This window comes from Pseudomonas sp. URMO17WK12:I7, from assembly GCF_003269045.1.
In the GTDB taxonomy this organism is placed as follows: Bacteria; Pseudomonadota; Gammaproteobacteria; order Pseudomonadales; family Pseudomonadaceae; genus Aquipseudomonas; species Aquipseudomonas putida_J.
Window position 1 is genome coordinate 15421 of record NZ_QLTL01000023.1, and the last position, 12753, is coordinate 28173.

Below are 12753 nucleotides of genomic sequence, written 5' to 3' on the forward strand. Positions count from 1 at the left end.
GGCCAAGCGCAGAGCATTGAACCGCGCAATGTCGCTATGCCACTCTCGGGCTGCCTTGCTGGCAGCGCACGACACTCGCCCGGCATGATCGTTCTGGCTGATTACACTGTTGAAAGTCGCCACACAGGGAGTGCTTTGGATGGTCAGCGTGCTGATGGTGCTTGCTGCCGGCGCAGCGGGCCGCCTGTGGGCGAGCCTGGGGTCATGGGATCGGCCTGCCGAATGGAGCGGGCACCCATGAGCAAACCCGGACGCACAATCTCCCTGCAATGGCTGGTGGCCCTGGCCATCGTGCTGGGCATGCTGCTGCTCGGTGTCGGCCTGGCCTGGCAGGGCTATCGCGGCATCAGCCAGGCCCTGGTGGCCGCCGCTGGCGATGCTGCCCAGCAAGTCGGCAAGACCATCGATGAACGCGCCCGGCGCCTGGTCGACCCTGCCCAGAGCAGCATTCGCCTGCTGGCCTTCAACCCGGCCGCCAGCAACCTGCCGCAGCGCCTGGAGCGCTTGCCACAGCTGGTCGAAAGCCTGAATGCCAACAAGATGCTCAGCGCCGCCTACGTTGGTTACCCCAACGGCGAGTTTCTGCTGGTGCGCCGCTTGCGCGACCCGCAGTTGCTGGCCCGCTTTGCCGCGCCGGCGGGCAGCCGCTTCCTGGTGCAGAGTGTCAGCCAGGGCGCGGGCGGCGCGATGCTCGGCGAGTGGCGCTTCTATGACCGCGCCCTGACCCTGCTCAAGGCCCAGGCTATGCCTGACTACCATTACGACCCACGCTTACGCCCCTGGTTCGTCGACGCCAGCGCACAATCCGGTACCGTGCTGACTCACCCCTATGTCTTCTTCACCACCCGCGAAATCGGCATGACCATGGCCCAGCGCAGCGTGGACGGCGCGGCGGTGCTCGGCATGGATGTCTCGGTCGACGACCTGGCCAGCGAAACCCGCGACCTGCGCATGACCCCCGGCACCGAAATTGCCGTGGTCGACAGCCGCGGCAATGTGGTGGCTTACCCGGACCTGCAGCGGGTCATCGTCCATGAGGGCGAGAGCGTGCGCCTGTCGCAGATCGCCGAACTGGGCGTACCCAGCTTGCAGCAGGTTTACACCAACTTGCCCCAAGGCACACGGCCACAGCTCTATCAGGTAGAGGGCGCAAAGTGGTTTGGCATGCGCGTGCAACTGACGACCCTGGCCGGGCAGGACCTGCAAGTGCTGATCGCGGTGCCAGCGCAGGAACTGCTGGCGGGGGCACGCAAGGTGCTATTCGAGCAACTGCTGTGGACGGTCGCGCTGATGGCCGTGCTGCTGTTGCTCGGCGGCTTGCTCGGCCGGCGTATCGGCCGCCCGTTGCACCAGTTGGCCGACCAGGTGCGTGCCTTGGCCGGCTTCGATTTCAGCCGCGAAGTGGGGGTGGGCTCGCGGGTGACCGAAGTGCGAGAGTTGAGCCAGGTGCTCAGGCGCATGTCCGGCACCATCGGCAGTTTGCAGGCGATCACGCTGACGCTCAGTCGCGAGACCCAGCTGGAACGCATGCTCGATGGCGTGCTGACGCACCTGGTGGAAGCGGCCGGGGTCGGTGCCGGGGCGGTATACCTGTTCGATGACCAGCACGCCCACCTGCGCCTGGCCGCTTCCTGCCGGGGTACGGGTTACCCCGAGGAGCTGACGCTAGGGGAGGCCGATCACCGTGACCTGGCGGAAACGGTCACACAGGCCCTGGCGCTGGGCGGGCGCAGCCTTGCGGTGGTGCTCAATGACCGGGGTCATGAGCTGCTCGGCATTCTCGTCCTTGAATTGAAGAGCGAGAATGCTGAAGTACGGGAGCCGTTCCGCCGCTTCGTCGAAGAGCTGTCCGGCGCCGCTGCCGTGGCCATCGAGACGCGCCAGCTGGTCGAAGCCCAGCAGCGCTTGCTGGACGGGATGATCAAGCTGCTGGCCGACGCCATCGATGCCAAGAGCCCCTATACCGGTGGCCACTGCGAGCGTGTGCCGCAATTGGCGCAGATGCTGCTGGACAAGGCCATGCAGGCCGACAGCGGCCCCTTTGCCGACTTCAGCATGACCGAGGCCGAGCGCTACGAGTTCCGTATTGCCGCCTGGCTGCATGATTGCGGCAAGGTCACCAGCCCTGAGTACGTGGTGGACAAGGCGACCAAGCTGGAGACCCTGTACAACCGTATCCATGAGGTGCGCATGCGCTTCGAGGTGCTCTGGCGCGATGCCGAGCTTGCGTACTGGCAAGGCCTGGCCGCTGGCGAAGCCGAGCCGGTGCTGCAGCGCACGCTGGAGCAGTGCCGCGCCGAACTGCAGGAAGAGTTCGCGTTCGTCGCCAGGGCCAATATCGGTGGCGAGTTCATGCAGGATGAGGATGTCGAGCGCCTGCAGCGCATCGGCCAGCGCCGCTGGCAACGGCATTTCGACAACCGCCTGGGCATATCCCGCGATGAAGAACAGCGCTTTGCCGGTGCGGCGCCTGCACCCTTGCCGGTCGAAGAGCCGCTACTGGCGGACCGCCCCGAGCACCTGCAGCCCTGGGGGGCGCGCAAGCCGCCGGTGGTCAAGGGCGACCCGCGCAACGTCTGGGGCTTCGAGATGCGCCTGCCGGCCAACGCCAGCAACCAGGGCGAGCTGTACAACCTGGCGATCCGCCGTGGCACGCTGAACGATGAAGAGCGCTTCAAGATCAACGAACATATCGTGCAGACCATCATCATGCTGACTGCGCTGCCGTTTCCGCGCCAGTTGCGGCGTGTACCGGACATCGCCGGCAACCATCACGAAAGAATGGATGGCGGCGGCTACCCGCGCCGGTTGGGCCAGGGCGATCTCGGCGTCGCCGAGCGGGTGATGGCCATTGCCGATATCTTCGAGGCGCTGACGGCCGCCGACCGGCCGTACAAGCCGGCGAAAACATTGTCCGAGTCGGTGAAGATCCTGGTGTTCATGGCCCGCGACAACCACATCGATGGGCAGCTGTTGCGTCTGTTCCTCGGCAGCGGGGTGTACCTGGAGTATGCCGGGCGGTTCCTGCGCAGCGAGCAGATCGATGAGGTGGATGTGGCGTATTGGCTAGGGCAGTTCTAGTGCACCCGTGGCTACCACGCCAGGATCGCGATCAGCTCGATCGCACACAGTGCGGTAACGCACGCTGCCAGCAACAGGTTGACGGTGATGCCCGAGGCGATGGTCTCGGCACGCAGGCCCGTCACATGGCGCCGGTAACGCCGCCGCAAACGCAGCCAGGCGGCTCCGGCGGCCAGCAGGCAGAGCACCGCCGGTGCCACGGCCAACCAGCGATGGTGCGGCACCCACCGCAGGAAGAAGCAACTGCACACGACCATCGCCATGATGGTGCGCCGCCACGCCAGCAGCGTACGCTCCGGCTGCAACCCCTCATCGGCGTGGGCGAGCTGCGGGTCAGGCATGGAAGAACACCGCGTAGGCAAAGAACGCCATCACCAGCGAAACCCCGATCGACAACGCCGGGGCGATCAGCGGGAACGGCAGCGGCCGCTTCTGGCGCATCGCCCGCTCCACATTGAGCCAACGGGCGAAGGCCGGCAGGCTCAGCAGCAGGGCCAGGCTGATCAATGCAACCGCCAGCAGGCGGCGGGTGCCGGGGCTGAAGATTTCGGCCGTGAACATGTCCACGGCGATGCCGCTTGCCAGCAGCGCCAGCGCGGTCCTGATCCAGGCGAGGAAGGTGCGCTCGTTGGCCAGGGTGAAGCGCGGGTCCGGTTCCTGGCCGTCGGCGAGGAGCTTGCTGGCCAGCCAGCCGCGTGAGGGCTCGGTGTTCTTGTTCAAGGGCAGTCGTCCTCCTCGGGTAAGGTCGGTGGGCGCTCAGTTTGAGTGGCAAACCCTGCCAATGTCCATGGTTCGCCAGCCGCTGGCGCTATTCGTACTCCGTTACGCCGCTGATATGCCGCCCGGCGACATAGCCAAAGGTCAGCGCCGGCCCGAGGTTGATGCCGCCCGACGGGTACCAGCCGCCGAACACGCTGGCCATGTCGGTGCCGGCCGCGTACAGGCCGCTGATTGGCTGGCCGTCATCGTTCAGCACGCGGGCGTGGCCGTCGGTGCGCAGGCCGGCGAAGGTGCCGAAGCAGCCGGGTTGCACCTTCACCGCATAGAACGGCCCCTGCTCGATGGGCGCCACGCAGGGGTTCGGGCCCTTGTGCAGCGGGTCGCCCTGTTTGCGGTTGAAGGGTGTCGAGCCACGGCCGAAGGCCGGGTCCTGGCCTTGGCGCGCATGCAGGTTGAAGGTTGCGACCGTAGCGCTCAGCCCGGCGGGGTCGATGCCGCAAGCCTGGGCCAGCTGTTCAAGGGTCGTGCCGCGCTTGAGGTAGCCGCTGCGCAGGTGTGGCCCCACTGGCAGCGGCGCGGGGCGTACGTAGCCGAGGCCGAAGCGGCGAAGGAAGCGGTGGTCGCAGATCAGCCACGAACAGACTTCTTCGCCTGGCGGCACGGCAGCGACCATCGCAGACACATAGTCGTAATAGCCGTGCGCCTCGTTGACGAAGCGCTTGCCGTTGGCCAGCACGCCGATGATGCCTGGCTTGCCACGTTCGATGATGTGCGGGAAGTGGCCGATACTTCCGTCACGGTGTGGCACTTTCGATACCGGCGCCCAGGCCACCGGTGACTTCAGGTCAGTGGCCACCACGCCACCGGCCGATTCGCCCAGGCGCAGGCCGTCGCCGGAGCAGGACTGCGGGGGCAGGGCGAGGTTGTCGTGGCCGCTGGTATCACGCGGGAACAGCTGCCGGCGCCGTGCGGGGTCATTGGGGAAGCCGCCGGCTGCCAGCACCACGGCCTTGGCACGTATCGCCCGTTCGCCTTGCGGGGTTGCAAGGCTCGCCCCCAGCACTTTGCCGTCTTCCATCAGCAGGCCCTTTGCTGCTGTCGACTCGATCATCCGCACGCCCAGGTCGTCAGCCGACTTCGCCAGCCGGGCCACCAGTGCCACGCCGTTGACCAGGTGCATCGCCCGGCCGTGGCGGGCCAGATGATAGAGGTGGCGTGCGAAGCGTTTGCACACGTGCAGCAAGGCGCGCGGCGAGCGGGTCATGTTGAGGAAGGCGGCCAGGTCCGCGCCGGCCATGATCGGCATGCCCATGAACGAGGTTTCGCGCAGGGTCTTGCGCAGGCGTGGCAGCAGCGCGCCAAGCTGGCTGGCGTCGTATGGCGCGGCAATCACCTGGTGGCCGCCGAGGGCGGCGCCGGGCGTGTCGCCATGCATGTCGGGGATGCCGTTGCCGTCGGCGAACTGCAGTGCCGTGTGCTGCTCGAAAAAGGCAACCATGTGCGGGCAGGCTTCGAGAAACGCATCGACGCGCTCGGCATCGTAATGCGTGCCCAGTTCGTTGCGCAGGTAGGTGCGCGGTTGCTCAATGTCCTCGATGATGCCAGCGCGCCGGGCCAGCGGATTGCGTGGCACCCAGGCCCAGCCACCGGACCAGGCGGTGGCGCCGCCGAGTACCGGGTCCTTTTCGACCAGGATGACCTTCTGCCCATGCCAGGCGGCCGTGACCGCCGCTGCCAGCCCGGCTGCGCCAGAGCCGATGACCAGTACGTCGCAGTCGCTTGGGAACGATTCGGCGGGCATTGCGGTGTCTCCTGAGTGTTTATTGGAACTGAATTCCACAATATTCATTTCAAGTGGAAGGTACTGCAAGGCCAGGTGGCAACTTTTGGTCGATTACCGGACACTTGAATGCCTGAAGCTCGCGGTGGCTATCGACGGCATGGAATCATCTTCTAGAATTCGGCAAATTTTCAGGGATATACGTCATGGCTGGTAGTCAGATCGAACGCGCCTTCAGGCTTGTTGAAAGCCTTACCGGTGAACCCCACGGCTTGCCGCTGCAAACCCTGGCCGAGCGCCTGGACATTCCCAAGAGCGCTGCCCACCGCATGCTCACCGAGCTGGTGCGCCTGGGCTATGTCCGGCAGAACCGCGACAACAGCCGTTATCAGCTGTCCGCCAAGCTGGTGGCCATGGGCTTTCGCTACCTGGCCAGTAGCGGCGCCGACATCATTCAGCCCATTCTTGACCGCCTGGCCCAGGACAGCGGCGAGCTGGTGCGACTTGGGGTGATCGAAGGCAACCGCCAGACCTGGATTGCCAAGTCCCAGGGTGCCCGTTCCGGGTTACGTTACGACCCGGACATGGGCCGTGACGCGCCGTTGTTCTACACCGCCTCCGGGCACGCCTGGCTGGCCAGCCTGAGCGATGAAGAAGCGCTGCAGATGGTATTGCGCCAGGGGATTGCCGACCCGGCCGAGTTCGGCCCCAATGCGCCGCGCTCGACCGATGAGCTGCTTGCCTACCTGCACCGTGCCCGTGAGCGCGGCTATGCCTGGGTCGAGCAGACCTCGGCCATCGGTACATCTGCCCTGGCTGCCGTGGTCCGTCGCCCGCAGAGCGACGAGGTGATCGGCGTGCTCAGCGTTGCCGGCCCCAGTGCCCGCCTTGCGCAAGCCCGCCTGGCCGAGCTGGCGCCGCTGCTGCTGGCGGCGGCCGAAGAGCTGTCGGCAGCCAGTCGGGCGAGCGAATTGTTTGCCTGATGTGCATTTCTGGTCGGTAATCGCACGGTCTGTTGAGAGGGGCGTTCTGAAAAGCTGAACTTGGTTCTACATTGTGCAGTGCCGATTATGGAGCTTGGTTTCACAATCTGCACCACAATAAGGACAAGAGGACAGTGCGTTGAACTCACCCCTACGAATCGCCCTGATCGGTGCCGGTATCATGGGCCGCCAGCATTACCAACATCTGCGCAGGCTCGCGCAAGCCCAGCTGTGCGCCGTGGCAGACCCGGGCCCGCAGGCCGAGGCTTTCGCTGCCGAGTGCGGGGTTGCCTGCTTCGCCGATCACCGGCAGATGCTCGAACAGGCGCGGCCCGATGCGGTGATCATCGCCAACCCCAACAACCTGCACGTGGCCTGCGCCCTGGATTGCGTCGAGGCTGGTGTGCCGGTGCTGGTGGAAAAGCCGGTGGGCGTGCACCTCGATGAGGTTCGTGCGCTGGTCGAGGCTTCGCGCCGCCAGGGCGTGCCGGTGCTGGTCGGCCATCACCGGCGGCACAACCCGCTGATCGCCAAGGCCCACCAGATAATTGGCGAAGGCAAGCTGGGCCGGCTGATCAATGTCACCGCCCTGTGGCAGCTGCAAAAGCCCGACAGCTACTTCGAAACACCCTGGCGCCGCGAGCCGGGGGCCGGCTTTCTGCTCACCAACCTGATCCACGACCTCGACCTGCTGCGCCACCTGTGTGGCGAGGTGGTGCAGGTGCAGGCCTTCACCCGCAACGACGTGCGCGGCTTCGCCAACGAAGACAGCGCGGCAGTGCTGCTGCAGTTCGCCAACGGCGCGCTGGGCAGCCTGACCGGTTCAGACGCAGTGGCCGCGCCATGGAGCTGGGAACTGGACTCCGGTGAAAGCCCGATCTACCCCCGGCAGGACGGTCAGCCCTGCTACTTGCTGGCCGGCACCCACGGGGCACTGAGCATTCCGCAGCTCAAGCGCTGGCATTACGCCGAGGCCGGCTCAGGCTGGCACACGCCGTTGTTGCAGAGCGAGGAAGCCATCCCCGCCGGCGAGGCGCTGACCTTGCAGTTGCAACACTTCATCCGCGTAGTCCAAGGCACAGAAGCGCCGTTGATCGATGCCGCCGACGCTGGCCGCACCCTGGCCCTCGTCGAAGCAATCCGCCAGGCAGCCGAAACCGGCCGGGCCTGTGCGCCAGAGCTGATCGCCTGATCTTTCGTCCTTAGGTAAATGACATGACCGACCGTATCTTTTCCCTTGCTGCCTTGACGGTGCTCGAACTTTCCCCGCCAGAAATGGTGGAAGCCGCCGCCCGTGCCGGTTACAGCCATGTAGGCCTGCGCCTGGTGCCAGCCACCGAGCAGGAGCAGCACTTCCCGTTGGTGGCTGACGCCGACCTGCGCCGGCAGACCCAGGCGCGCCTGCGCGACACGGGCATCAAGGTGCTCGACCTGGAAATCCTCCGGCTCAAGCCCGACACCTGCGTAGCCGATTTCGAGGCGATATTGGCAGTGGGGGCCGAGCTGGGTGGTACCGAATTGCTGGTGGCTGGCAACGACCCGGATGAAGCGCGCCTTACTGCACGTTTTGCCGAGCTGTGCGACCTGGCAGCCGGCTATGGCATCCACCCGCACCTGGAGTTCATGCCCTGGACCGACGTGCGCGACCTGCGCCAGGCCATGCGCGTGGTGGCCAACGCCGACCGCGCCAATGGTTGCGTGCTGGTCGACGCCTTCCACTTCAACCGCTCACGCTCTGCGTTGGACGACCTGGTCCAATTGCCAGCGCAGTGCATGCGCTATGCCCAACTGTGCGACGTCGCCGGCCCGGTGCCTGCCGACATGGACGAGATCCTGCGCCAGGCGCGCAACGAACGGCGCTTCCCAGGGGAGGGCGATGCCGACCTGGTGGGGCTGTTACGTGGTTTGCCGCCGACCGTGCCGCTAAGCCTGGAGATCCCCACCCGGCAGTTGATGGAGCAGGGTATCAGTGGTGAGCAGCGTGCGCGCATGGCACTGGAGAAGGCCAAGGCCGTACTCGCCAGAGTCTGAGCTCATGGCACGAGGTACGTGATCGACGGCGAGCCGGCTCTCACAGGCTCATCACCAGCTTCAAGGCATGCGCTGTACCTGTGGGAGCGGGCAAGCCCGCGTGTGTCTTGGCGAGGGGATAGAATCTGAAGTGAGAGCGGTGAATGGCAAGCTGATAGCCCGAGGTGCCTTGAGCACGTGTGGGAGCAAAAGCTGCCATTCACCGTTCCACTTTGGCGAGAGCCCGAACAGTTGGATGAGGGCCGTAATCTCGAATCACAAGCGTGGGCCAAGCCAAAGCGCTCTCACTCCTTGAGTTTAAGAGGGTTTGGCCATGTCTTCCTCTGTCGGCATCGATGTTTCCAGTGCCACACTTGCCGTTCACATCCGCCCTGAGGGTGTGAACTTCAGTGTTTCCAATGACTTGAAAGGATTTCAACTGCTCGTCGAAAAGCTTGGCGGGTATGCAGTTTCAATGGTTTTGCTCGAAGCTACCGGTGGTTACGAGTGCAATGTCCTCAAAGCGCTGCAGGATGACGACTTTCCGGTTTGCCGGATCAATCCCAGTCGTGCCCGGGACTTTGCCAAGTCGATGGGTAAACGCGCCAAGACCGATGCTGTATTTGCACAGGGCAGAGGTGTGGCATGGCCTAAAACGGGAACCTTCAACGAACAGCAGTCGATTCCTGTAACCACAGCTGAGCAATGGGCCCGGGCGAACCTTGGCGGCAAGTGAGCCCGACTACAGATAGCTGACTTGCCGAGAAACGCCTCGGCTCGACAGTGATGCCTTCGTACGTCTCATCGTGTGCGTGCCGTACATCGCTGGATCAAGGCCAATAGCTTCTATCCACACGATGACGATTCGGGCGTATTGGCGCTTGGAAAGAGGCGCTGAGGCGTGTAGCCGGCTTGGAAAAAGACAATCCTCGCTGTGCAGTTGGGCTTGATGTATCCAGGCCTGTAGGGCCAGCCGCGTTTGCTCTGTAATCTCAAACTGCACGGGGCCGCTGGGTTTTCTGCTGCATCACTGTCGCTCGCGATGGCACGTGCTCCCCCTGTAAGGGAGGACAAGGATGGTCAGCTCGACCCAGAGGCATTTACCGCCCCATAGCGGACACTTGATCCGGTGTAGATCCAGTCCATTCTCATTTGAACGGCCTAGCCAGGCGCGCTGAACAAAAGGTCGCCCGAGGGCGACCTTTTGTTCATCAGCAGGTGACCAGGTTAATCCTTGGTAACTGCATCCTTTACTTCACCGACTACCTGCTGCGCTTCGCCCTTTTTCTCCTGCAGTTTACCTTTCAACTCCAGTTCCGTGTTCCCGGTGGCCTTGCCTACGGCTTGCTTGACCTTGCCGACAGCTTCGTTAGCCATGCCTTTTACTTTGTCCGAAGTGCTGCTCATGGTTTTCTCCTTAAACAATCTTCAGTGAAACGTGGGTTGGATGAGACATGCCTGCATCGATTGAATTGCGTGTCACGCAGCGATGACAGGGATCTTGCGTGAAGACAACGCGAAGCGGCCTACTGCAAAGCTCAAGGCGGCTCCGATCAGCAGCGTTACCAAGGTGCCCCAGGCCGCTTTCGAAACATTGCTGGCGGCGACCTGAGCCGCTTCGCGTGCCTGCTGTTCTGCCTGTTCCTTCAGAGCCTTCACCTGCTCGGCGGCTTGTTGATAAGCACGGGCGTAGTTATCGACCACTTGCTCGGCCTCCTGCTGGCTCTTGCCGGTACGCGCAGCAACGATGTTGACCAAGGCTTCCTTGTCTGCAGCGCTCAGGGCAGGCTCACCCGCCTTGCGTACCCGCTCGAACCACTGCTTGAGCTGGTCGATGGCCAGGGTCGGGTTTTCGGCCGCGACCTGGCCTGCAGACTCACCTTGAGCCTGAACCTGATCGGCCTTGTGCTCCAAGGTCGAGGGATTCAGCTCAGCCTTGCCGGACTGCTCCAGCGTTTTGCTCAACTCCGCTTCCAGGCTGTCCCAGTCGAGCGAGATACCCTGCTTGTTCAGTTGCTCCTTGATGCCTTGGCCTACACCTGGCGCGGCTGCAGCGACGCCGTCGGCGGCGAGCGAGAGGCCTTTGCCGGCAACGTTGCCAGCGGTGCCAACCACGCTGCCGGCTAACGAGGCCAGCAGCCAGGTAGCCATCAGCGTGGTCACTGTCCAACTCAACAGACCATGCAGGCCTCCCCGGGTAGGTGCGGTACGGCCAGCCACCCAGGCACCGGCAGCCACCGAGAGCAGCGTGCTGATGAACAACCACACCCCCGCGCCCGTACCAAAGCCGCGCAAGGGGTTGCCTTCAGCCATCGGGTCCACGGCGCCGGCGCCGATGGCCGTTCCCAGCACACTGAGTATCAGGTAGCTGGCCAAGGCGATGGCGCCGCCTGCGAACACGGCGCTCCAGGATACCCGCAGCGTGCTGACAGCATTGGCTGGGGCGGTCACATACGATTCAGTCATCTATGCATCCTCGTGAGTTGAGACTGGCAGCACCAGCAACTGATACCGCTGGTGCAACGTCAGGGCCAGTTTGCAGGTCCCATGCAAGGCTGTATTGGCGCATCTGCACCTGATCGATTAGTGCATCCGCACCACCCTTGGCCTGCCTGCAGCAATTAAGCTCCAGGTATGACTTACCTGCGCAATGGAGAACCGCCATGAGCGACGCCGTGCTCGCCCGAGAGACCAACCGCCGCCAACTTCAGCAGATCATCGCCGGATTGTCCGATGGTGTGATCCTGCTGGAAGTCGACCAATCGATCATCTGGGCGAACGAAGCGGCCCTGCGCATGCACGACGTCGACAGCCTTGAGCTGCTGGGTAGCAACGCTGAGGCTTATCGCGAGCGCTTCGCCCTGCGCTACCGCAACAACCACCCGCTTGAAGCCGAGCAGTACCCTATTGCTCGTGTGGCTGCCGGGGAAGTGTTCAGCGACGTGGTGGTTGAGGTTACGCCCGTTGGCGATGAGGAGGCGCGCAGCCGGGTACACCGGGTGCGCAGCATGGTGCTGGCGGACAGCAAGGGCGATGCTGAATCGCTGGTGCTGATCATCGCCGATGCCACTGAATGGGCCAGCGCCGAACAGCGCTTCGAAAAAACCTTCAACGCCAACCCGGCCCCTGCAGTCATCTGCCGGCTTAGCGATCTACGCTTTATCAAAGTCAATCAAGGTTTTCTGGAGATGACCGGCCATGTCCGGGAGAACGTCATCGGCAGGACTGTCTATGAGGTGGATGTGCTGGAAAACGCCGAGCGCAAGGAGCTGGCGATCGAGCGGCTCATAGAGGGTGCGACCATCCCGCAGATGCAGGCCGAATTGCGCTTGCCGGATGGCGGCACGAAGCTGGTCATCGTGGCCGGGCAACCTCTGGACATGCATGAGGAAGATTGCATGTTGTTCTCTTTCACCGACCTTGAGCCCAGGCGCAAGGCGGAAAATGCCCTGCGTCAGAGCGAGGAACGCTTTGCCAAGGCGTTTCGCCTGAGCCCGGTGCCTACCCTGCTGTGCAGCGCCGACAGGCAGCAGCTTATTGATGCCAACGAAGCCTTTCTCGACACGCTGGGTTACACCGCTCAGGAGCTGATCGGCAAAACGGTGGCTGAAATAGAGTTCATGGATGATCGGCGCGTCATGTCGCAGGTATTCGACGTGCTGGAAAAGACAGGCCGTATCGAAGCGCTAGACCTGAAACTGCGCAAAAAAAACGACGAACGACTCGACTGTGTCCTGCAGGCCGACAGCGTTAGCCTGCAAGACTCGCCCTGCTACCTGCTCGTACTGATGGATATCACCGAGCGCAAGCGTTCAGAACTGGAGTTGGTCGAGGCGATCGAGACGGTCATGCAGGATGCGTCGTGGTTCAGCCAAACCCTGATAGAGAAATTGGCCAACGCGAAACGAATGAATACCGGTCGTTTGCCGGATGCATCGTTTACCGACCTTACGCGCCGAGAGCGTGACGTGTTGGCGCTCATTTGCGAAGGCCTTGCCGACAAAGAAATCGCTGCGCGGTTGAACCTGGCGCTCAACACCGTACGCAACCATGTATCCACCGTTTATTCCAAACTCGACGTCCATAGTCGTAGTGAGGCGATAGTCTGGGCTCGGGAACGAAGGTTGTTTGCAGGGTAACCATCGTGGTCTGGCGCCCAACAGCCGCAGGAGCTTGGCT

At 63.6% G+C, this 12753-nt stretch carries 11 protein-coding genes and 1 pseudogene; 6 read left to right on the top strand and 6 right to left on the bottom strand.

Annotation, left to right across the window (positions count from 1 at the left end; all coding sequences use genetic code 11):
• The first annotated feature begins 237 nt into the window (after positions 1–237).
• Positions 238–3081, top strand: coding sequence for an HD domain-containing phosphohydrolase (locus H040_RS24675; protein ID WP_027919354.1), 2844 nt, complete (start codon positions 238–240; stop codon positions 3079–3081).
• An 11-nt stretch (positions 3082–3092) separates the two neighbouring features.
• Here the strand turns inward: H040_RS24675 and H040_RS24680 are convergent, their stop codons facing one another.
• From H040_RS24680 to H040_RS24690, 3 genes are all read right to left on the bottom strand, one after another.
• The gene (locus tag H040_RS24680; protein WP_027919355.1) at positions 3093–3422 is read right to left on the bottom strand and encodes a DUF202 domain-containing protein; all 330 of its coding nucleotides are present in this window, start codon (positions 3420–3422) and stop codon (positions 3093–3095) included.
• Positions 3415–3801, bottom strand: a complete 387-nt coding sequence (locus H040_RS24685; protein ID WP_027919356.1) for a YidH family protein — start codon at positions 3799–3801, stop codon at positions 3415–3417. The genes H040_RS24680 and H040_RS24685 overlap by 8 nt, the downstream gene beginning before the upstream one ends.
• 88 nt (positions 3802–3889) lie before the next feature.
• A complete protein-coding gene (locus tag H040_RS24690) occupies positions 3890–5602 on the bottom strand; it encodes an FAD-dependent oxidoreductase (RefSeq protein WP_027919357.1) in 1713 nt (570 codons plus the stop codon).
• A 185-nt stretch (positions 5603–5787) separates the two neighbouring features.
• On the opposite strand from H040_RS24690, the gene H040_RS24695 reads away from it, so the two are divergent.
• From H040_RS24695 to H040_RS24710, 4 genes are all read left to right on the top strand, one after another.
• Positions 5788–6564: an IclR family transcriptional regulator gene (locus H040_RS24695; RefSeq protein WP_027919358.1), complete on the top strand. Its 777-nt coding sequence runs from the start codon at positions 5788–5790 to the stop codon at positions 6562–6564.
• Between the two features lie 139 nt (positions 6565–6703).
• On the top strand, positions 6704–7756 hold the full coding sequence (locus tag H040_RS24700) for a Gfo/Idh/MocA family protein (protein WP_027919359.1): 1053 nt from the start codon (positions 6704–6706) through the stop codon (positions 7754–7756).
• Between the two features lie 23 nt (positions 7757–7779).
• The gene (locus H040_RS24705; RefSeq protein ID WP_027919360.1) at positions 7780–8595 is read left to right on the top strand and encodes a sugar phosphate isomerase/epimerase family protein; all 816 of its coding nucleotides are present in this window, start codon (positions 7780–7782) and stop codon (positions 8593–8595) included.
• Positions 8596–8908: 313 nt separating this feature from the next.
• Positions 8909–9310 (top strand): IS110 family transposase, encoded by a 402-nt coding sequence (locus tag H040_RS24710; RefSeq protein WP_112312920.1) that lies wholly within the window; start codon positions 8909–8911, stop codon positions 9308–9310.
• A gap of 36 nt (positions 9311–9346) precedes the next feature.
• Here the strand turns inward: H040_RS24710 and H040_RS24715 are convergent.
• The 3 genes and pseudogenes from H040_RS24715 to H040_RS24725 all read right to left on the bottom strand — a co-directional run.
• Positions 9347–9632, bottom strand: a pseudogene (locus H040_RS24715) (integrase); the annotation flags it as partial.
• Positions 9633–9801: 169 nt separating this feature from the next.
• On the bottom strand, positions 9802–9981 hold the full coding sequence (locus H040_RS24720) for a CsbD family protein (protein WP_027919235.1): 180 nt from the start codon (positions 9979–9981) through the stop codon (positions 9802–9804).
• A gap of 72 nt (positions 9982–10053) precedes the next feature.
• Positions 10054–11040, bottom strand: coding sequence for a hypothetical protein (locus H040_RS24725; RefSeq protein ID WP_027919236.1), 987 nt, complete (start codon positions 11038–11040; stop codon positions 10054–10056).
• A gap of 197 nt (positions 11041–11237) precedes the next feature.
• Between H040_RS24725 and H040_RS24730 the strand changes: the two genes are divergently transcribed.
• Positions 11238–12713, top strand: coding sequence for a PAS domain S-box protein (locus H040_RS24730; RefSeq protein WP_027919237.1), 1476 nt, complete (start codon positions 11238–11240; stop codon positions 12711–12713).
• Positions 12714–12753 lie beyond the last annotated feature (40 nt).